Source organism: Bacillus cereus group sp. MYBK195-1, from assembly GCF_051916605.1.
Lineage (GTDB): Bacteria > Bacillota > Bacilli > Bacillales > Bacillaceae_G > Bacillus_A > Bacillus_A cereus.
On sequence record NZ_JBQAGZ010000001.1, the window covers coordinates 491,111 to 511,924 of the forward strand.

Sequence of the window (20,814 nt, forward strand, 5' to 3'; positions counted from 1 at the left end):
TTATTTTTCAACTTTGATCGGATTGTTCTTAAAGAAATCTTTTACATACCCGACAAATTCTTGTGGTTCTTGGCGAAATGGTGCATGATAACCTTTTTCAATAATATGTAAAGTGCTATTTTTTAAGAATTGATGATACGTTTCTCCTTCTTTCCAGGATACGCTACTATCATTTCTGCCCCATATAATTAAAGTTGGCTGTTTTATTTCATTTGCATTAATTTTAAGACGTCTAGGCCATAATTTCATTTTATTATAATGCTCTTCATCATTACGTTTGAATTTCACTTTGCTTTCATCATAATCTGTAATAGAAGAAACGGCATTTAAATCAGTCGACAATTGTGGTTTTGGTGAGCCTTGTTTATTAACGAATGTATGAGGGCCACCTGTAGCATCAGTTAAAATAAGGTGAGTAACTGCTTCAGGATATAAATATGTTAAATTTAGAGAAATTTCTCCCCCCATGGAATGCCCCAGTATTGCGAATGAATCATACCCAAGTTTTTTCATTAATTTATAATACAAATTTGCATGAGTTGGAAAAGAATAATAAAAATCCATTGGCTTAGATGAGCGCCCGAATCCTAAAGCATCTACAGAAATAATTGTATGATCTTTTGCTAAATCGGAATAAATCTTTTGAAAACCATCTGATGACCCTCCAAAGCCATGAATCATAAGTAAAGGTGGTTTTTCATTACCAATCTTTTTAAAGTAAATGGTTTGACCATCTATTTCTACCATTTTTTCCTCGGTAGCTAGTTTCGCTGTAATTGTATTTTTAACTTGTTTTACTTGTTCTACTGGCTTTTCTGCTGCACTACATCCTACTAATAGTGTAAGAGTAAGACAACCTACCATAAAATAGCTAAATCGCTTCAATTAGGTGTCTCCTTTCTAACATAACGCTGTATCTATCATAGCAAATAGCATATTACGATTTCCAGGAAGTTGGCTACCATTTTTTATCATAAGAGGTGAAAGGAGCGTTTCTTGGAAATTTTCTGTTTGAAGAAATTTACGGAATGTAAATTGTGAGTGTGGGACATCAATTCGTACTATACCATTCCAACATTCACATATCTTTTTTAATAATTGAATAGCATCTTCTTCTTGCTTGGCGATAAGTGGATTGATACATAATATATTGCCCTTTTGTATGCATAATGAAAAAGCTTCTATACAGTTATTTCTTTCAATTTTAAAAGAGTGTACGGCCCTTGGTAATAGCAAAGAGTAAAGTAGAGAACGATTCATACCAGTTGCAATTTGATCCAGAGAAGTAAGAGATATAAGGTCTTCTTCTTGTACTTGTTGTAAGTGAGAAGGGTACGTCTTAATAGTTTGCTTTTCAAAACGATGAATCGTTGTTGCTGTTTGAAATCCGCATGATGTGTATAGAGGTTCGCCAGCTTTTGTCGCAATAAGTGCAGTGGGTTGTTTTGGATGAATTTGTTCCAAGCAATGATTTAGCAACATGCGCCCTATTCCGCGTCCTTGAAAATTAGGGTGAACGATTAACATACCAATGGAAGCGAAGTTACTTGTAAAGGGAAATACTCCTCCAGTCGCAATGAGTTTGTTTTCATGAATGTAACCTACAAGTGTGCCGATAGAAAGATACATTTCGAATTGTTTTTCCATAAAAATTTCATCGTGTAACCATCCAACAGATTTGCAAAGATTAAGTAATTCAAAAATAAAAGACTCATTTAGCTTTACTATTTTCATAAAGGCTCACCGCATTTCTATTTATTTTCATAAACATAGAGTCAAAATGTAAAAAAAGAGATTTACGTTAAATGAAATCCAACTTGTTTATATTTAAATTGTAAAGGGCGGAATGATTGATACAAAAAGACAAACTTATACAAATTATAACTGATATTTACATAAGTTAACAAAAAATTTACATACAGCTAATTTTCTCTTAATAGTCTTCCATTAAATTTGATAGTGGGAAATGAATAACCTAATTAGGGGGACAAGACAGTGAAAAAGTTTGTGAAAAAAGCATGGCCATTTGCAGTTGTGGCATCATTAGCAGTTACTTCGGTAGCAACATGGAATTTTACTCGTTCTAGTGAGGTTAATGCAGATGAGAACGGAAGCAATGCAAAGATTAAAAATGTTATCGTATTAATTGGGGATGGTATGGGCCCTTCATATATGACGGCTCACCGTTATATGAAAGATAATCCAAAAACCTTTGAAATGGAATCTACAGAATTTGATAAGCATCTTGTAGGAACACAAAAAACATACCCAGAAGATGAACATGAAAATATTACAGACTCTGCATCGGCAGCAACAGCTATGTCAGCAGGAATTAAAACATATAATGCTGCAATTGCAGTTGATAATGATAAAGCGGAAGTGAAAACAGTTCTTGAGCAAGCGAAAGAAAAAGGGAAATCAACGGGACTCGTTGCAACTTCTGAAATTACACATGCAACACCAGCTGCTTTCGGTGCGCATGACATTAGCCGTAAAAATATGGACGCAATTGCAAATGATTATTTTGATGAGAAAATTAAAGGGAAGCATAAGGTAGATGTTATGCTTGGAGGCGGCGTAAAGAACTTTGTTAGAAAAGATCGTAATCTTACAGAAGAGTTTAAGAAATCTGGTTATAGCTATGTAACGGATCGAGATCAATTGTTAAATGATAAAAATGATCAAATTCTTGGTTTATTTGCACCAGGTGGATTAGATAAAACGATTGACCGCAATGAGAAAACACCTTCATTAGAAGAAATGACTAATGCAGCAATTGAGCGTTTGAACAAAAATAAAAATGGTTTCTTCTTAATGGTGGAAGGAAGTCAAATCGACTGGGCTGGACATGATAATGATATTGTTGGTGCAATGAGTGAAATGGAAGACTTCGAAAAAGCTTTCAAAGCAGCGATTGAGTTTGCAAAAAAAGATAAAAATACGTTAGTTGTTGCAACGGCAGATCACGCTACTGGTGGCTTATCTTTAGGTGCCAATGGCGAGTATAACTTTAAAGTAGATCCAATTAAAGCTGCAAAACGCACACCAGACTTTATGGCAAATGAGATTGCAAAAGGTGCAAATGTAGAAGAAACATTGAAAAAGTATATTGATTTACAATTAACTCCAGAAGAAATTCAAGCTGTAAATGATATAGCTCCGTCAAAAGATGTAACAAAGATTGATAATGCAATTGAAGATATTTTCAATAAGCGCTCGGTTACAGGCTGGACAACAGGTGGACATACAGGGGAAGATGTGAACGTGTATGCATTTGGTCCAGGTAAATACTTGTTCTCTGGCGTTCAAGAGAATACAAATATAGCGAAACGTGTCTTTGATATTGTTGGCGGTGGCGATCCGAATAAAGGAAGACGCTAATTAAGAGCGAAAGTGAGGCGGAATGCCTCACTTTTCTTTTTAGGAGTTGGGAATATGGGAAAAATATTTAGAAAATTAAGGTTACTTTTAGTGTTTGTAGTACTACTAGTTGGATGTCAACAAGAAGAGAATAATGTAGCACAAAAATCTACTACTAAAAAAACTGAGGAAAAGGTACAAATAACAAAAGAAGAAGAGAGATCTATTCAAGATGTTATTCATACATTTGTGCGAACGACGAATGAAAAAAATCTTGCAGAACATATGGAGTTATTTTCAAAGAAGATGCCTAGTGCTGAAGACTTAAAAACACAAAAAGAAGCCGCATTTCAAAAGGGAAATAAGAAAATTGAATTGGAACATATAGATATGAAAGTTAGTAAAGTAGGGTATGTTATTGTTGAAACGAAAGAAAAGGAAGTAGACGACAGTATTACTCTTCAAAAGAAAGTACAGTATGCTCTTGGAAAAGAAGAGGAGAAATGGAAGATTGAAGAGGTTCGAACGATAGAGAAAAAATAATGTGAAACTTTAATAAGTGTGGAGTCGTACTTCCCAAAAATGATAGAAAAAAGGTTCTCATTGGCGAGAACCTTTTTTATAGTGGTAGCATAATTTGATTTGAGCATGCCTCAATATCATCAATATCTTGACGAATAGTGGCCATTTTATTATCCAGATCTTCAGCTTTCATTGCTGCATCATGTAGTTCATCTTTTAAATACTCCGGTATTTTCCCTTCATATTTATAATAAAGTTTGTGTTCTAAACTTGCCCAAAAGTCCATTGCCAGTGTACGTAACTGAATTTCTGCAAATACATCTTTTGTACCAGAATTTAGTGATAAAGGGTATTTAATGATCATGTGTAAACTTTTATATCCGTTTCGTTTTGGGTTAGCGATATAATCTTTTACTTCTATGACTTCCATATCTTCGCGTTTTTGAATGACTTCTTTCAAATGATAGATATCTTCTACGAAGCAACATGTAATACGAATACCAATAATATCTTGTAAATGTGTTTGAGCATTTTCAACTGTTGGTAATAAGCTTTTGCGCTCTAGTTTTTTAATAATACTTTCAGGTTGTTTTAGTCTTGTTTTTATATGTTCAAACGGGTTGTAATCCTCTAGAAATTGAGCTTCCCGGTTCATAATTTCAAATTTAGTTTTTAACTCTTCTAAAGCAAATGTATATGGTAATACAAAAGCTTTCCAGTAGTTAACTGTTGATTGATTATATTCCATTTATATACACACCTTTTCCTATTTGCAAGTGAGGTCGTTATTATACTAAATACCAAATCATATAAGCGCAAGCAGCAAATGATGAGATCATAAAGCGATATTTAGTTTTCATACTTTCAACTCCTTTCGAGTAAGATTTTATATAAATAAACGTGATTGTTAATAAGTTCACTATGTACAGTTTCTATAGTAATAGATTCGTGTGAATTTCGTATGAACTAATTGTTTCAGCTTTTTGTCTTTTTTGCTGTTAATCATAATTATTATTCGATTTAAAGTATTTTTATTTGATTTATCTATTTGGATAAATTAATGTATATTTAAATTTACAGTTATCGAGGAGGATATATGGTGAACTTTAAAGAATTAGCAATTGCTAGACGTTCTGCAATGAAATTTATACAAGGTATAGAAATCTCTGATGAGGATTTTAAAAAAATATTTGAGTTAACTAAGCTTTCTCCATCTTGCTATAATTTGCAGCACACACATTATGTTGTAATTCGTGATCAAGAGCGAAAAGAAAGATTAAAAGAATTAGCTTTTGGTCAATATAAAGTATCGAGTGCATCAGCGGTAGTGCTCGTTTGTGGTGATAAAAAAGCATACCAAAATGTTGAAAATATTTACTTCGGTATGAAAGTTTTAAAAATGATTGATGAATGTGAATATGAAGATACAATTAGGCAAACGAAAGGTTTATATGAAGGAAAAGGAGAGCGTTTCATGGAGGATGAAGCGATTAGAAATGCTTCGTTAAGCGCGATGACTTTTATGTACGCAGCTAAATATTATGGCTATGATACATGTCCAATGATTGGTTTCGATGAAAAAGCAGTACAAAGTGAATTGAAGATGCCGGAGCATATAGTACCTGTTTTAATGATTACGATAGGAAAAAGTGATACGACTAAAACTCGTCCACGAGGATATCGAAAGCCGATTAGTGAGTTTGTTACATACGAATCGTTTTAATAAAGTGAAACTTTTAATCAGTGGGGGTCTTACTGCCCGTTAATACGGGAGAAAATTTATTTAACTATAAAAACAAGGGGATTCTAAATGGAATCTTCTTGTTTTTGCAATTGACAAATAGAATGAAGTTTTATAATATATAAATCGTAATCATTACGTTTTAGTTGCGATCTTTGAAAGAAAGGAGAAATAAATATGCGTGTAAATATTACATTAGCTTGTACGGAGTGCGGCGATCGTAATTACATTTCTAAAAAAAATAAACGAAACAATCCAGAACGCATCGAACTAAAAAAATATTGTCCACGGTTAAAGCGAGTAACGTTACATCGTGAAACGAAGTAGAAGACTAGAGATATCTCTAGTCTTTTTTGTTAATAAATTTTAGTTTTCTTTGTTATAATTACCTTAAATTGTAAGATTGAGGAGGAGAATAATGAATCAAAAAGATAAAGAGAGAAAAGAGCGAGTGGCTCATATTATTGATATTCCAGGTGATTATAGGCTTGTTGTAGATGATCAAGAAGGGGTTGATGACCCGTATCATTTATTGTGGTGGGCACATAAAGATGATGAGGAGAAACAGATACAAATTACATTAAATAGACATACTGGTAATTTAATTGAATTTAGGATAGATGATGAAAATTCTTTTTCAAGTGGCAAGGAAGCGATAGAGGAGAAGAAGGCAAGAGAGATTGCAAATGCGTTCTTGAAAAAATATACAAAAGAAGGATATGAATTCTATACATATGTAACGGTTAAGGACGACAGGCGCGGTTGGAAAGAAGTAAATTATATGCAAGAAGTGAATAGCTATCCATTGCCGAATACAGGGTGCGTTGTGCGAGTGCACCCTTCAGGTAATGTTGTGCATTTTCATTACAATGGACAAAAAGCTATAGAGAAAAAACCGTTATGGCCAAGTGAAATTGTTGAGGAGAATATCGTTTTAGAAAATTTGAAAGCTAGACAAGATATGAGACTTGTATTTGTAGATTTAACATACTCTTCATGTGAGTATGAAAGCGGGGAAGAAGTAAAAGGGTACCATCTTGTATATGAACCAGAGCCTAGTCATGCGTTTATTGATGCAAGTACAGGTAAAGATTTATTTGGACCAGATCATTATAAATTACCTTCGGCTGTAGCTGTTGAAAAATCGAAAAAAGGTAACGAACGAGGTGACGTATTCGAATTATTTGACTGGAATAAAGAAGGTTTTACAAAAGTAGATGAGACAGAAAATGATGATGAAATAAGGATGAAATTTGTTCCGAAAGAGGAATTACAAAAACAGAAAGAAGAAAAGGATCCATATTTAATGAATGAATTCTTTAAAAAGCATTTACCGATGTTGAAATATAATAATTTAGTTAGCGTTAAAATTGATAAATTAACCAATGAATTAACTGGTTTTATAAAACTGACAGATGATAAAGAAGTAAAGCAAATACTGTCTAGAGAGGAATGTTTACAAAAAGCACTTCAATTTTTAGAACGAGTTATTCCAGATATCACACAATATCTGCGTCTTTGGGAGGAACGTGAAGAAGCAGAAGATGGGATTGAAAGATTTATCTTTTCTGTATATATAAATGATATTCCGGCAGAGTATAACCAATTTATGATTAACATCAATGCAGAAAATGGTGCTGTTATGCACTACTCGGGGGAGTCTAGCAACTTTATTAAAGAATTGCTCACATATGAAATAACACCAAAAGTAACTAAAGAAAAAGCGTTAGAAATATACAGAGAGGCTATCCGAGTTAAATTAGAATGGTTTTTAGATCATGATGCAGAGGAAACGAAATACAAACTACTTTACAAACAAACGACAGATGAAAAACATAAAGAACCTTTTAATTGTAGGCGGGAAATTCGTTATATTGATGCCCAAGCGGGGAGAAAGATTTGGAGTAAGTAAAATAAAAAGAGTTATTTTTCAAAGAAAATAACTCTTTTTATTTTTATACTTTGCCTGTTCGTTTTTCAAAAGTAAATGTGATAGGAAGATTGGAATGAGAACTATCACTTTTAAATATTACTTTCCATTCTTTAGTATGGGCTTTAATTTCAAAATTAAGAAGATTCATCGCTCTACGTTTATCTATTTCTAAAAACATATTATGAATCTCTGGTTCTTGCTGTAAATTAAGAGCCTTTAGTGTGACTGTAAATGTGAAAAAATTCTGCCCTTCATATACTACTTTTGATATTTTTGTTTTTTGTTTATTTAACAGCACATAAAAACGGTCTGATGGAGTTAATTGTACAGAGTCATCAGTAATTTCATTCTCGCTATTATGAAGTTCAACTAAGTAAGATGTACTATGGGAAGAATCTTTTTTGCTTGTAATCTGTAATTCAGTAGGAATCATCGGTATTTCATAAAAATCATTCCTTATTATGTTGTTGTAATCCTCTGAAAATTTACGAACTTCTTTTGGAAAAGAGTCTTCTTGTGTACTTAAAAAAGTTTTGTTTTGCTTTGGAATTTTTTTACTAAAATTTAATGTTTCTTTAAAGTAATAATTGGATCCAGTTAAAAATAAACAACTACAGATTAATAAAAAAATTCGATACGGATTTTGAAAGTGAAAGAATAATAGTATACATGTAATAATTCCAATTACATAGAAAATAAAGATAAGTAGTTCTAGTTTTGAGTGAAAGGAGAAACCATAGTTATGAAAAAATTTTATTCCAGTTATAATTTGAGCTCCAAAAAATAAAGAAATTCCAAATTGAAAAAATAATAAATCAGGCCCTCTTTTAATAACAAAAGTAATGAACGAAATGAAAAGTAAAAACACCCCTAAATAAATTGTTACATTTAATAATCGTTCTAATGTAATCATGAATAGTGTCCCCTTTAATAGCATATTCATATATAAATAACAATTTTATTTAATTATAATATAACGATAAAATATTTTAAATGTTAGAAGTGTTGAGTTTTATAAATAAACTGTACAGACACAAACAACCTCACGCCCACATACACATAATAAAGACCACTATTTTGGCGGAGGTGAAAGGTTTGAGTCTATTCGCCGCAATTGGATATATGGTTCGAGAAGTGTTTGTCTTTGTTTCTTATGTGAAGAACAATGCGTTCCCGCAGCCGTTATCATCAGATGATGAGAGAAAGTACTTAGAGTTAATGGAGCAAGGTGATGCTCAAGCGAGAAATCTTTTAATTGAACATAATTTACGGCTTGTAGCTCATATCGTTAAAAAATTTGAGAACACAGGAGAAGATGCAGAAGATTTAATTTCAATTGGTACGATCGGGCTCATTAAAGCGATCGAGAGCTATTCTGCAGGAAAGGGAACGAAGCTTGCGACGTATGCAGCACGCTGTATTGAAAATGAAATTTTGATGCATTTACGTGTACTAAAGAAAACGAAAAAAGATGTTTCACTTCATGATCCGATCGGGCAAGATAAAGAGGGCAATGAAATATCGCTTATTGATATATTAAAATCAGAGTCTGAAGATGTAATTGATATGATTCAGCTTAGTATGGAGTTAGAAAAAATTAAAGAGTATATCGATATTTTAGACGAAAGAGAAAAAGAAGTGATTGTGAAACGTTTTGGACTTGGGCTAGATAAGGAGAAAACACAGCGGGAAATCGCTAAGGCGCTTGGTATTTCTAGAAGCTACGTATCACGGATTGAAAAGCGTGCTTTAATGAAAATGTTCCACGAGTTTGTAAGGGCAGAGAAAGAGAAAAAAGCGAAAGAGTAAAGTGTATTAGAAGCAGCCATATTTAAAATGGGCTGCTTTTCTTATTGTAAATAAGAAAAGAAAACGCGTTATGCTAAGAAGAAATACATGTTCACTGTTGAAAATGACGGATTCTATCTGTAATATTAGAAGGTGCTAAATAATTTAAGAATAATACCATACTTAGTTTTCTGTATATATAATAAGGCTGCTTTATATGATATGTGGGAATAAGAACCAATTTTACATATGATATAGAAAGAAAAGAAGGGAAAACTAAAGTTATAGACTGATTAGGGGGTTTCGCAATTTGCGACGTACATTATATCGACTTATGATAGAACTTACAAATGGTCGCTTTACTTCTTATATATTACGTAAATTTGCACAATCTCGTTTGAGCTCTATCATTATTCCATCGTACGCGAAAGTTTTTCAAATTAATCAAGATGAGATGGAAAAGGGTTTGAAGGAATATAGAACATTGCATGAATTATTTACGCGTAAGCTAAAAGAAGGAAAGCGTAGTATTGATACAGATGCATCGAGTATCGTTAGTCCTGTTGATGGTGTTTTTGCAGATCATGGTCCTATTGAGGATGCAAAAACATTTGATATTAAAGGAAAGCGCTATTCAATTGTGGATATGCTAGGTAATGAAGAACGTGCAACGCGATATGCAGGCGGTACATATATGGTAATTTATTTGAGTCCAAGTCATTATCATCGCATTCATAGTCCGCTTTCTGGTTCTGTGACTGAAAGATTTGTACTCGGTAGAAAATCATATCCGGTAAATGCAGCTGGTATGGAATACGGGAAAGAACCACTGTCAAAAAATTATCGTTCTGTTACAGAAGTAAGCAGTGATGGCGAGCATATGGCTCTTGTAAAAGTAGGTGCTATGTTTGTTAATAGTATCGAGCTTTTGCATGAGAGAGACACTGTTCAAAAAGGTGAAGAAATGGCATACTTTACATTTGGTTCAACAGTTGTGTTATTGTTTGAAAAAGATATGATAGAAGTAGTGCAGGAATTAAAGAGTGGACAAGAGCTTCGTCTTGGTGAAAAAATAGCTACTCGCTTAGCTCATAAATAAAGAAAAGCTTTTATAACCGTAAGTAAGAGTTATGGGCAAAGATACTTAATGATGAAATCCCCTAGATGGGAGTACTTGTTTATTCGAGAGCCATCGTAGATGGCTCTTTTTACAAGGCATCTAATAATTTATCCTGTAACTGTTTGATTGGTAAGGGCTGATTAAACTTTCACTTTATATGTAATCAAGATGATTTGACAAGCTTGTCCTCTAATGAGCGTCTAATGATTTCTTGTTTTATAAGTAAAATGAAGTCGGGATTTAATTTTAGTTCTTTTGCTTTATAATAAGACTCAGTGAGTAACTCAGTGGATAACTGTTCCATATGTTTTGTTTTCAAGGTGAGTCACCTCCTAATAATATAAGGATTGATTCGTTGATGCATTTAATGTACCAAAAAAATATGACAGTCACAAACGAGTGGTTATCCACATAACTAGGTGGATAAAGTGTGTATAGTTTGTTAGTAAATTCCAAATTAACTGAAAAATTAATGTGGAAAATGTGTACAATTTTATCCACAGGTTATATATCGAAAAATGTTGTCGAAAAATTTTATGAAAAATCCTCAAAGAGGTGAAAGAAATTGAAACTATTTTTACCAAATGAATATGTGAAAAATGTATATCATGTTCAACCAGAAGATTTAAAAAAACGTGGGATTAAAGGCGTTATTACTGACTTAGATAACACTTTAATTGAATGGGATCGTCCCAATGCAACGCCACAACTTGAAAAATGGTTCTTGGAAATGAAAGAGCAAGGCATTCAAGTAACGGTCGTTTCAAATAATAATGAGCAACGTGTGAAAGATTTTGCTGATCCATTAGGTATTCCATTTATTCATAGTGCACGTAAACCATTTGTTCGCGCATTTAAGCGTGCGATACAAGAGATGCGTTTGCAGCCAGATGAAGTTGTAGTAATTGGAGACCAGTTACTGACTGACGTGCTTGGTGGAAACCGAGTAGGCCTTCATACAATTTTAGTTGTACCGGTAGCACAAACGGACGGATTAGTAACGCGCTTTAATCGAAAAATTGAACGAAGAATTATGAAAAATATGAAGAAAAAAGGTTTAATTAACTGGGAGGAATAAAGTTTGACTGAAACAATTAAATGTATTGGTTGCGGTGTAGAAATTCAAACAGAAAATAAAAACGAAGTGGGGTATGCTCCTGCCTCATCTTTAGAGAAAGAACAAGTCATTTGTCAACGTTGTTTTCGCCTGAAGCATTACAATGAAATTCAAGATGTATCGTTAACAGATGATGACTTCCTACGCATTTTAAATGGAATTGGAAAATCAGATGCATTAGTAGTCAAAATTGTAGATATTTTTGATTTTAATGGTAGCTGGTTACCTGGCTTACATCGTTTCGTAGGGAATAATAAAGTATTACTTGTTGGAAATAAAGCTGATTTAATTCCAAAGTCAGTAAAACATGATAAAGTAAAACATTGGATGCGCTATAGTGCAAAGCAGCTAGGATTAAAACCAGAAGATGTCTTTTTAATTAGTGCAGCGAAGGGACAAGGAATTGCTGAACTAGCAGATGCTATTGAGTATTATCGCGGCGGCAAAGATGTTTATGTTGTTGGATGTACGAATGTAGGGAAATCGACATTTATTAATCGTATGATTAAAGAATTTAGTGATGAGACTGAAAATGTAATTACAACATCTCATTTCCCAGGAACAACACTGGATTTAATTGATATTCCATTGGACGAAGAGTCTTCTTTATATGATACGCCAGGTATTATTAACCACCACCAAATGGCTCATTATGTTGGAAAGCAAAGCTTAAAGCTTATTACACCAACAAAAGAAATTAAGCCGATGGTATTCCAATTAAATGAAGAACAAACGTTATTCTTTAGTGGATTGGCACGTTTTGATTATGTAAGTGGTGGTCGTCGTGCATTTACTTGTCACTTCTCGAATCGCTTAACAATCCATCGTACAAAGCTTGAGAAAGCAGATGAATTATATAAAAATCATGCCGGGGATTTACTAAGCCCACCAACGCCAGAAGAATTAGCAAATATGCCTGAGCTAGTGAAATACGAATTTAATATTCGTGAACCTAAAACGGATGTTGTATTCTCTGGATTAGGATGGGTTACTGTGAACGAACCAGGAGCAAAAATTGTTGCACACGTACCAAAAGGAGTAAGTGTTTCACTACGTAAATCTTTAATTTAATATGGAGAGGGATTTATGAAACAATTATATGGTGTAATCGGAAATCCAATTGGACATTCATTATCACCCGTTATGCATAAAGATGCATTTGAACACTTGAATATGGATGCCCATTATCATGCGTTCCTTGTTGAAGAGGAATTGCTAGGGGAAGCAGTAAGAGGTTTAAAAGCATTAGGTATTTCAGGATTTAATGTAACAACTCCGCACAAGGTTGCTATTATGGAGTATTTGGATGAGATTGACCCATTGGCAAGGAAAATCGGTGCAGTAAATACAGTGGTTCATAAGGATGGAAGATTAATTGGCTATAACACAGACGGGATTGGTTTTGTTCGAGCGCTGCAGTCAATTAGTAATGAACCACTTCAAGGGAAACGTATTTTGTTACTTGGTTCAGGTGGTGCTAGCCGAGCTATTTATTTTTCTCTTGCTGATGTAGGTGTAAAAGAGATTGATGTAGCCAATCGTACAGTAGATAAGGCGAAGGAACTTATTGCTGCACGTACGGCCGATGTTAATTCTGTTGCTTTGTCGTTAGAAAAAGCGACAGAAGAACAAGGAAATTATGATATTATCATTCAGACGACAACGATAGGTATGCATCCGCACGTAGAATATACGCCATTACAAATTTGTTCGTTAAAAAAAGGAACGATTGTATCAGATATAATTTATAATCCATTTGAAACGAAAATTTTATATGAGGCAAAAGAGCAAGGTGCAATCATTCAAAATGGTATTGATATGTTTGTTTATCAAGGAGCACTTGCATTTGAAATGTGGACAGGACGCACGCCAAATATCGAGAGAATGAAACAATTAGTTATAGAAAAGCTTGGAGGCTAACATATATGTTAACAGGAAAACAAAAAAGATTTTTACGTGCACAAGCACATCATTTAACACCAATTTTTCAAGTAGGAAAAGGCGGAGTAAATGAAAATATGATTAAACAAATTGCAGATACTTTAGAAGCTCGTGAGTTATTTAAAGTAAGTGTATTACAAAACTGTGAATTTGATCGCCGTGAGGTTGCGGAAGAACTTGCAAAAGGTGCACGTGCTGAAATCGTTCAAGTAATTGGAAGCACAATCGTTTTATACAAAGAATCAAGAGAAAATAAACAAATTAAGCTTCCTCGATAAAAAGATTAGCATGCGCTATTTTTATCGCTGATGCGTAATGATGTAGAGAGCGAAACCAATTGAACTTTTATTAATAGCAACTCTCTTCATTCCTAACCGAGGAGAGTTGCTGTATATAAAAGGAAGGGGCGTTTCTTTTGAGGAAAATTGGCATCATTGGCGGTACATTTGATCCGCCTCACTATGGACATTTGCTAATTGCAAATGAAGTATATCACGCTTTGAACTTGGAAGAAGTATGGTTCTTGCCAAACCAGATTCCGCCACATAAACAAGGGCGGAATATTACAAGTGTAGAAAGTCGTTTACATATGTTGGAGCTCGCGACTGAGGCAGAAGAACACTTTTCTATTTGTTTAGAAGAGCTAAGTAGGAAGGGCCCATCTTATACGTATGACACTATGTTACAATTGACGAAGAAGTATCCGGATGTGCAGTTTCACTTTATTATTGGTGGGGATATGGTTGAATATTTACCGAAGTGGTATAACATTGAAGCTTTACTTAATCTTGTAACGTTTGTTGGAGTTGCAAGACCTGGGTATACATTGCATACACCATATAAGATTACTACAGTGGAAATTCCGGAATTTGCAGTTTCTTCATCCTTATTACGTGAGAGATATAAAGAGAAGAAAACGTGTAAATATTTACTTCCTGAAAAAGTACAGGTATATATCGAGAGGAATGGGTTGTATGAATCGTGAGAATGCACTGCATATTGTCAAACAACAAATGCATGAAAAACGTTATATACACACGATTGGTGTAATGGAGACAGCGATTGAGCTTGCTAAGTTATACGGTGTGGACGAGAAAAAAGCAGAGATGGCAGCTATATTCCATGATTATGCGAAATGTAGAGCAATTTCAGAAATGGAAGAGATTATTAAACGTGAAGATTTGCCGAAAGATTTACTTTGCTATAACAAAGAGTTATGGCATGCACCTGTTGGGGCATACTTAGTAGAAAAAGAAGTAGGCATTACGGATTCTGAAATTTTGCAAGCTATTACATATCATACAAGTGGTCATGAGAATATGACGATGTTAGATAAAGTGATTTATGTAGCTGATTACATTGAACCTGGGCGAAAGTTTCCAGGAGTGGAAGAGGCTCGTAAACTCGCATATACGGATATAAATCAAGCTTTATTATTTGCGTTAAAGAGAACAATTCAATTTTTAATGGAAAAAGATCAGACGATTTATCCATTAACATTCCAAACATACAATGCAGTTATCAAGGAGGAAATGAGTAAATGAACGATAAAGATTTATTAGTATTAGCGGCAAAGGCAGCTGATGATAAGAGAGCAGAAGATATGGTTGTCCTAAATATGCAAGGTATTTCACCAATTGCAGATTATTTCATTATTTGTCACGGTAATTCAGATAAACAAGTACAAGCAATTGCACGTGAAATTAAATCAAAAGCACATGAGTTCCAAATCGACGTACAACGTATGGAAGGGTTTGACGAAGCACGTTGGGTATTAGTTGATCTTGGAGATGTAGTTGCTCATGTATTCCATAAAGATGAGCGTAATCACTATAATTTAGAGCGTCTATGGGGCGATGTGCCACGTGAAGATATTACAGAAGAGTTAGGCCAATGAAATACGAACAATTTGCATTGTTGTACGACGAACTAATGAATGATGTCCCTTATGATAAATGGGTGGAATTTACAGAGGGAAGTTTACAGCAGGCAGGTATGAAAGAGGCAAAAATTCTTGATGTAGCATGCGGTACAGGTAATGTAACCCTGCCGCTTGTGCAAAAGGGTTACGATTTAATAGGTGTCGATCTTTCAGAAGAAATGTTAACAGTCGCTCAGCAAAAACTAGGCGGAGAAGGGCATTTTATTCCTTTTTACCAACAAGATATGCGCGAGCTTGATGTTCCGGGTGAGTTTGACTGTGTAACGATTTTTTGTGATTCATTAAATTATGTATTGCAAGAAGATGGAGTACAAGAAACATTTAGAAGAGTATTTCACCATTTACGTCAAGATGGTTTGTTTTTATTTGATGTACACTCTTTATATAAAATACATCATGTATTTCAAAATGAAACGTATACAGTGAATGGAGAAGAAATATCTCTTATTTGGAATTGCTTCCCTGGTGAAGAATCAAATAGTGTAGAGCATGATTTAACATTCTTTGTTCAAGATCCAGAAGAAGATGTGTACCATCGGTTTGACGAATGTCACGTGCAACGTGCATATCAAGTGGAAGAGTTAACGAAATGGCTTGAAGAAGCAGGCTTTACAGTGCTTCGTGTAACAGGTGATTTTGAGCGACTTGAAGTTACAGAACAAACAGAGCGTATTTTCTTCATGGCGAAGAAAAACGGATAAAAACAAAAGCAACCGAGAAGGTTGCTTTTGTTTTATAAAGAAGATGTATTTTTAGTTCTAGCATAATCTAAAGATCGTATGCGTAAAGTGTGGGAATAGTAGTTGAAGTGAAAATGTATTGTAAAAAAGTAAGTATTTATAAAAAGGATTTGGAATGAAAATGACGTATTTATTATGTGTGTTTATTGAATTGCTGATTAACGCATTCTAAATCTTCGTCAAATTTTTCATGTGTTCGCTCGATTAACTTATGGAACATATCTCCAACGTGTTCTTCTAAAACCCGAATGCCTTCCCCAGTAACGCCGCCTTTCACGCAAACCTTTTCTTGTAAGGTAGGTAATGTGAAGATTTCTTTTTCAAGTAATTTCCCCATCCCCACGACCATTTCACTTACTAAAGTAGTAGCCTCTTCGTGTGTAATATTTGTTTTATCTACAGCAGCGTTAATGAAGCATTGTAGTAAATAACTAAAGAAAGCAGGACCGCAACTTGCTATATCAGATGAAACGCGCGTTATATCTTCTTTTATTACAAGAGGTGTAGAAATGTTTTTAAATAGACGAAGTAGTTTTTGTTGCCATTCTTCAGAGCAATTATCTCCAAATGTAAATAGTGAGGCGCCAGAGAGCGCGCGATTTGTGATACTTGGAATGATACGCGCGACGTGGCAAGGTACGAGAGTCTCTAATTGTGATGGAGATATTGGACTTGTAATAGAAACTAAGCACGTTTCATCAGAAAAATGTTCAGCGTATTTTTTTAGGATAGGGTATATATCTATCGGCTTAACACAAATAAAAATAAGTTGTGATTGTTCGATTACTTCCGGGATTGTTTTTGCTATCTGAACAGAAGGGTATTTTTCTTTTATATGATATGCTTTTGCAGGCGTCCGATTAATGATTGTAAGGTAAGAAGGTTTGACAGCACGGGTTTCTAAAAATGCATCGATTAGTATATTTCCCATGTTTCCTGTCCCTATAATTCCTATGTTCAAAGTTTCATCCCTCCTTCGTAACAGCTTTCTCCTAAACAATATGAATGATGTTATAAATTTATGATTAGAGGTGTAAAATGATGTGGGATTTTCCGAAAAAGTGGTTAGGTTTAGTAGCTATTATTGGAACTTTACTTTTTCTTGTTTTTTGGAAAACGAATCAGAGTGTAGAACGAACGCCTATTACAATGAATGTACAAGAGAAGGAGATAGAAAAAAAGGGTAAACCGAAAATATCGGATACAAAGGAACAGAAAAGAACAATTATAATTGATGTGAAAGGAGCGGTTAGTAAAGAAGGGGTATATGAAATGAAGGAAGGAGATCGCGTAAAGGATGCGGTTCAAAAGGCTGGTGGTTTTTTATCAGAAGTAGATATGAAAAAAGTAAATTTAGCACAAATTGTACAAGATCAAATGCTTCTTTATATACCGAGTAAAAATGAGTCAGAACAAGGGGTGCTTACTTCTTCTAAGGAAGATGGCAAGATTCGAATAAATACAGCGGCGAAAGAACAACTAGAAAAAATTACAGGGATTGGCTCTCGAAAGGCAGAAAGTATTTTGAAATATCGAGAAGAACATGGTCCGTTTCAGAAAATAGAAGATTTATTAGAGATTGATGGGATTGGTGCGAAGTCTCTTGAAAAGATAAAAGATCAAATTATTATTCCGTAAAAGATTGACGAAGTTTTTCTTCTTTCGCTACACTACAAGTAGACAAAAAAGTAGGTGAAAAATATGGAACGAATTTCATGGGATCAATATTTTATGACGCAAAGCCATCTACTATCTTTGCGTAGTACATGTACAAGGCTTGCGGTAGGAGCGACAATCGTTCGCGATAAACGAATTATTGCTGGTGGGTATAATGGTTCAATTAAAGGTGGCGTACATTGTATAGATGATGGTTGTTACGTAATCGATAATCATTGTGTTCGGACAATTCATGCCGAAATGAATGCTTTATTACAATGTGCCAAGTTTGGTGCGAAAACAGAGGAAGCAGAAATTTACGTTACGCATTTCCCTTGTTTACAATGTTGTAAGGCGATTATTCAAAGTGGTATTACAGCGGTTTATTATGCACAGGATTATAAAAATCATCCATACGCCATAGAGTTATTTGAACAAGCGAACGTAACAGTGAAGCACGTTCCGCTAGAATATGATATTGCTGCATTAGAGGAGCAAAAACGTTATACAGAGTTGAAAGAATTATTTGCGTCTTTAGAAAAAGATAATTTATCAATGGAAGAATTACAGCATGTATTCACGAAAGCAAAAATGATGCTATAAGGAGTGAGTATAAGTTGCAGGAACAATGGGGGTATGTTGCAATCTCGTTTATAATAGGGGTTGCAATTGCTTTTTCCTCGTCACTTTTATTGATAGTTTTTTGCCTCTTTTTAAATGTTTTCTTCTGTTTATATCGCACTTCGCGTAAAACCTTCATTTTTTGTATTGTAGCGTGCTTTAGTAGCGCTATATACACTTCCTATGTTCAAACGTGGAATAAGCCTCTAGGGGAGTCCTATGGAGTTACAAGAGGGGTTATACAAAATACACCGCTTGTTAATGGGGATCGCCTATCTTTTCAATTTGAAGATCAGAATAAAAATATAGTGCAGTTAAGTTATAGAATCAAATCAGTCTTGGAAAAGAAAAAAATGCAACAATTATACGCAGGGATATCATGTGTATTCGAGGGTGAGAGGAAAGAACCGGAAACAGCTCGGAATTTTCATGGTTTTAATTACCGTGATTATTTATACAAACAACATATTCATTTCACATTTGAGGCTACATATATTTCTGAATGCTATAAAACATCACTGTCGCTCACGCAATGGATTCTTCTTTTGAGGCAACAAGCAATCTCGAAAGTTACAGAAATGTTTCCAGAGCAATCAGGTGCTTTTATGAATGCATTACTATTTGGTGATAGACAACAAATGACGTTTGAAGTGGAAGAGCAATATCAACAATTTGGTCTTGTACATTTGTTAGCAATTTCAGGTTCGCACATTGCATTGTTAATGGTGATAGTATATTTTATTTTGCTAAGAAGCGGTGTGACAAGGGAGGTAGCAACAATTTGCCTTATCGTTTGTATTCCTTTGTATATGGTTTTAGCAGGGGCGTCACCCTCTGTTATAAGAGCTTCTATAACAGGAGTTTTGATGTTGATTGCTTTTATGTGCTCGATTCGTTTATCTAGTTTAGATGCTTTAAGTGTAACAGCTATATGCATGCTTATATATGACCCTTATCTTGTTTTTAATATTGGATTTCAGTTTTCTTTTGTAGGTAGCTTCGCTTTACTTTTGTCTGCTCCGTTATTGTTAGGGAGTAGCAACGGAGTAATCCGAAATTCTATTTATATTTCTATCATTTCACAGCTCGTTAGTACTCCGATTTTGTTATATCACTTTGGTTATTTTTCTCCATACAGCATTCTCCTCAATCTCTTATACGTTCCGTTTTTATCTATCATTGTATTACCATGTAGCATTATTATTTTACTGTGTATGCCAATTGTCCCGTTTCTCGCAAAAGGATTTGCCGATGTATTATCAATAGGCTTGAGTATGTCTAATGATTTTCTAAGTTATTGTGAAAGTTTACCATTTACCCAGCTTATCTTCGGGGAAACGCCCTTCAATCTTGTAGCTGTATATTGCGCGAGTATTGTCAGTATATTGATGGTTTGGGAACGGAGAGCGCCGAAAAAAATAGTTTGTATAGTTGCGAGTGTATTTCTTTTTATTAGCACATGTCATTATATATATCCATATTTTAGAGGAAGCGGAAGTGTAACATTTATTGATGTTGGACAAGGTGATGCAATATTAATTCGCCTTCCGTATGATAAAGGGATTTATCTTATTGATACAGGTGGAACGCTTCGTGTAAATAAGGAAGAATGGCAACAAAAAAAGCATGAATTTTCTGTTGGAAATGATGTTTTAATCCCCTTTTTACAAAAAGAAGGTATTAAAACAATTGATAAATTAATCGTAACGCATGGAGATGCAGATCATATAGGTGCTGCGCAAGAATTATTATCATATATACCTGTAAAAGAAGTGGTATTTGGCCGAAAGGGAAAAGATGCAGTATTAGAAAAAGTAGTAAAGAAACGGGCATTAGAAAAGGAAATGAAAATAACTGAAGTGGGGGAAGGGGAGAGTTGGAGTGTAAATGAAGCGGAATTTTTCGTTTTAGCTCCAAAAGGAAAAGAAAAAAGCGAAAATAACGCTTCAATTGTAATATGGGCAAAATTTGGAGGGTTGAAGTGGCTATTTACAGGCGATTTGGAAGAAGAAGGGGAAAAGATTTTAGTAGAGGCATATCCAGATTTACAAGTGGATGTTTTAAAAGTTGCTCATCATGGGAGTAATACGTCATCTATAGAGCCTTTTTTGAACGTCATACAGCCTCGTGTAGCGATTATATCTGTTGGTAAGCAGAATAGGTATGGACACCCGCATAAAGAAGTGATAGAGCGTTTTGAGAAGATGGGGAGTGCGATATGGCGCACGGACAAGCAAGGTGCTATTTCCTATGTTTTTAAAGGGGAAAATGGAACCTTTAAAAGTAAAATCACATATGATAAAACACATAATAGATGAAAAAGAGAAGACTGC

Annotated in this window: 24 protein-coding genes; 18 read left to right on the forward strand and 6 right to left on the reverse strand. The window is 34.4% G+C overall.

What is annotated here, in order from left to right; translation table 11 throughout:
• Complete coding sequence (locus tag ACTFRY_RS02650; protein ID WP_000819810.1) at positions 1-885, reverse strand: alpha/beta fold hydrolase; 885 nt, start codon at positions 883-885, stop codon at positions 1-3.
• A gap of 15 nt (positions 886-900) precedes the next feature.
• Entirely contained in the window at positions 901-1,734 is an 834-nt protein-coding gene (locus ACTFRY_RS02655) for a GNAT family N-acetyltransferase (RefSeq protein WP_098616181.1), read from the reverse strand.
• A gap of 261 nt (positions 1,735-1,995) precedes the next feature.
• On the opposite strand from ACTFRY_RS02655, the gene ACTFRY_RS02660 reads away from it, so the two are divergent.
• On the forward strand, positions 1,996-3,381 hold the full coding sequence (locus ACTFRY_RS02660; protein WP_098616182.1) for an alkaline phosphatase: 1,386 nt from the start codon (positions 1,996-1,998) through the stop codon (positions 3,379-3,381).
• Between the two features lie 54 nt (positions 3,382-3,435).
• Positions 3,436-3,903 carry a hypothetical protein gene (locus tag ACTFRY_RS02665; RefSeq protein ID WP_016118645.1) on the forward strand — a complete coding sequence of 156 codons (468 nt, stop codon included), beginning with the start codon at positions 3,436-3,438 and terminating at the stop codon, positions 3,901-3,903.
• Positions 3,904-3,979: 76 nt separating this feature from the next.
• On the opposite strand, the gene ACTFRY_RS02670 is transcribed toward ACTFRY_RS02665, so the two are convergent.
• Positions 3,980-4,630: a GTP pyrophosphokinase gene (locus tag ACTFRY_RS02670; protein WP_000456230.1), complete on the reverse strand. Its 651-nt coding sequence runs from the start codon at positions 4,628-4,630 to the stop codon at positions 3,980-3,982.
• Between the two features lie 348 nt (positions 4,631-4,978).
• Here ACTFRY_RS02670 and ACTFRY_RS02675 point away from each other — a divergent pair, with 348 nt between their 5' ends.
• From ACTFRY_RS02675 to ACTFRY_RS02685, 3 genes are all read left to right on the forward strand, one after another.
• Positions 4,979-5,605 carry a nitroreductase family protein gene (locus ACTFRY_RS02675; protein WP_061663047.1) on the forward strand — a complete coding sequence of 209 codons (627 nt, stop codon included), beginning with the start codon at positions 4,979-4,981 and terminating at the stop codon, positions 5,603-5,605.
• Between the two features lie 195 nt (positions 5,606-5,800).
• Positions 5,801-5,950 (forward strand): 50S ribosomal protein L33, encoded by a 150-nt coding sequence (gene rpmG, locus ACTFRY_RS02680; RefSeq protein ID WP_001265617.1) that lies wholly within the window; start codon positions 5,801-5,803, stop codon positions 5,948-5,950.
• 91 nt (positions 5,951-6,041) lie between these two features.
• Positions 6,042-7,535 carry a YcdB/YcdC domain-containing protein gene (locus ACTFRY_RS02685; protein WP_016118643.1) on the forward strand — a complete coding sequence of 498 codons (1,494 nt, stop codon included), beginning with the start codon at positions 6,042-6,044 and terminating at the stop codon, positions 7,533-7,535.
• 43 nt (positions 7,536-7,578) lie between these two features.
• On the opposite strand, the gene ACTFRY_RS02690 is transcribed toward ACTFRY_RS02685, so the two are convergent.
• Positions 7,579-8,499: a hypothetical protein gene (locus tag ACTFRY_RS02690; protein WP_098616183.1), complete on the reverse strand. Its 921-nt coding sequence runs from the start codon at positions 8,497-8,499 to the stop codon at positions 7,579-7,581.
• Between the two features lie 152 nt (positions 8,500-8,651).
• On the opposite strand from ACTFRY_RS02690, the gene sigK reads away from it, so the two are divergent.
• Entirely contained in the window at positions 8,652-9,365 is a 714-nt protein-coding gene (gene sigK / locus ACTFRY_RS02695) for an RNA polymerase sporulation sigma factor SigK (protein WP_000051382.1), read from the forward strand.
• Between the two features lie 289 nt (positions 9,366-9,654).
• Positions 9,655-10,443: a phosphatidylserine decarboxylase gene (locus tag ACTFRY_RS02700; protein ID WP_001254992.1), complete on the forward strand. Its 789-nt coding sequence runs from the start codon at positions 9,655-9,657 to the stop codon at positions 10,441-10,443.
• 184 nt (positions 10,444-10,627) lie between these two features.
• On the opposite strand, the gene ACTFRY_RS02705 is transcribed toward ACTFRY_RS02700, so the two are convergent.
• Positions 10,628-10,783, reverse strand: coding sequence for a sporulation histidine kinase inhibitor Sda (locus ACTFRY_RS02705; RefSeq protein WP_000850094.1), 156 nt, complete (start codon positions 10,781-10,783; stop codon positions 10,628-10,630).
• Between the two features lie 246 nt (positions 10,784-11,029).
• Between ACTFRY_RS02705 and ACTFRY_RS02710 the strand changes: the two genes are divergently transcribed.
• The 8 genes from ACTFRY_RS02710 to ACTFRY_RS02745 all read left to right on the forward strand — a co-directional run bounded on the left by ACTFRY_RS02710 (position 11,030) and on the right by ACTFRY_RS02745 (position 16,165).
• Positions 11,030-11,542, forward strand: coding sequence for a YqeG family HAD IIIA-type phosphatase (locus ACTFRY_RS02710; protein ID WP_000765314.1), 513 nt, complete (start codon positions 11,030-11,032; stop codon positions 11,540-11,542).
• Positions 11,543-11,545: 3 nt separating this feature from the next.
• Positions 11,546-12,652 (forward strand): ribosome biogenesis GTPase YqeH, encoded by a 1,107-nt coding sequence (gene yqeH / locus ACTFRY_RS02715; RefSeq protein WP_000140799.1) that lies wholly within the window; start codon positions 11,546-11,548, stop codon positions 12,650-12,652.
• Between the two features lie 15 nt (positions 12,653-12,667).
• Positions 12,668-13,501, forward strand: a complete 834-nt coding sequence (gene aroE / locus ACTFRY_RS02720; RefSeq protein WP_098616184.1) for a shikimate dehydrogenase — start codon at positions 12,668-12,670, stop codon at positions 13,499-13,501.
• Between the two features lie 5 nt (positions 13,502-13,506).
• Positions 13,507-13,800 carry a ribosome assembly RNA-binding protein YhbY gene (gene yhbY, locus ACTFRY_RS02725; RefSeq protein WP_000955224.1) on the forward strand — a complete coding sequence of 98 codons (294 nt, stop codon included), beginning with the start codon at positions 13,507-13,509 and terminating at the stop codon, positions 13,798-13,800.
• 137 nt (positions 13,801-13,937) lie between these two features.
• Complete coding sequence (gene nadD / locus ACTFRY_RS02730; RefSeq protein ID WP_001226048.1) at positions 13,938-14,507, forward strand: nicotinate-nucleotide adenylyltransferase; 570 nt, start codon at positions 13,938-13,940, stop codon at positions 14,505-14,507.
• Positions 14,497-15,066 carry a bis(5'-nucleosyl)-tetraphosphatase (symmetrical) YqeK gene (gene yqeK / locus ACTFRY_RS02735; RefSeq protein ID WP_001078477.1) on the forward strand — a complete coding sequence of 190 codons (570 nt, stop codon included), beginning with the start codon at positions 14,497-14,499 and terminating at the stop codon, positions 15,064-15,066. Before nadD ends, yqeK begins: the two co-directional genes overlap by 11 nt.
• Positions 15,063-15,419, forward strand: a complete 357-nt coding sequence (gene rsfS, locus ACTFRY_RS02740) for a ribosome silencing factor (RefSeq protein ID WP_000998173.1) — start codon at positions 15,063-15,065, stop codon at positions 15,417-15,419. The genes yqeK and rsfS overlap by 4 nt, the downstream gene beginning before the upstream one ends.
• Positions 15,416-16,165 carry a class I SAM-dependent methyltransferase gene (locus tag ACTFRY_RS02745; protein ID WP_000873080.1) on the forward strand — a complete coding sequence of 250 codons (750 nt, stop codon included), beginning with the start codon at positions 15,416-15,418 and terminating at the stop codon, positions 16,163-16,165. The genes rsfS and ACTFRY_RS02745 overlap by 4 nt, the downstream gene beginning before the upstream one ends.
• A gap of 172 nt (positions 16,166-16,337) precedes the next feature.
• On the opposite strand, the gene comER is transcribed toward ACTFRY_RS02745, so the two are convergent.
• Positions 16,338-17,165 (reverse strand): late competence protein ComER, encoded by an 828-nt coding sequence (comER, locus tag ACTFRY_RS02750; RefSeq protein ID WP_098616185.1) that lies wholly within the window; start codon positions 17,163-17,165, stop codon positions 16,338-16,340.
• 77 nt (positions 17,166-17,242) lie between these two features.
• Between comER and ACTFRY_RS02755 the strand changes: the two genes are divergently transcribed.
• The 3 genes from ACTFRY_RS02755 (at position 17,243) to ACTFRY_RS02765 (ending at position 20,799) form a co-directional block, all read left to right on the forward strand.
• Positions 17,243-17,842 (forward strand): helix-hairpin-helix domain-containing protein, encoded by a 600-nt coding sequence (locus ACTFRY_RS02755; RefSeq protein WP_000989937.1) that lies wholly within the window; start codon positions 17,243-17,245, stop codon positions 17,840-17,842.
• 63 nt (positions 17,843-17,905) lie between these two features.
• The gene (locus ACTFRY_RS02760) at positions 17,906-18,463 is read left to right on the forward strand and encodes a ComE operon protein 2 (protein WP_000439773.1); all 558 of its coding nucleotides are present in this window, start codon (positions 17,906-17,908) and stop codon (positions 18,461-18,463) included.
• A gap of 14 nt (positions 18,464-18,477) precedes the next feature.
• Complete coding sequence (locus tag ACTFRY_RS02765; protein WP_098616186.1) at positions 18,478-20,799, forward strand: DNA internalization-related competence protein ComEC/Rec2; 2,322 nt, start codon at positions 18,478-18,480, stop codon at positions 20,797-20,799.
• The last annotated feature ends 15 nt before the right edge of the window (positions 20,800-20,814 follow it).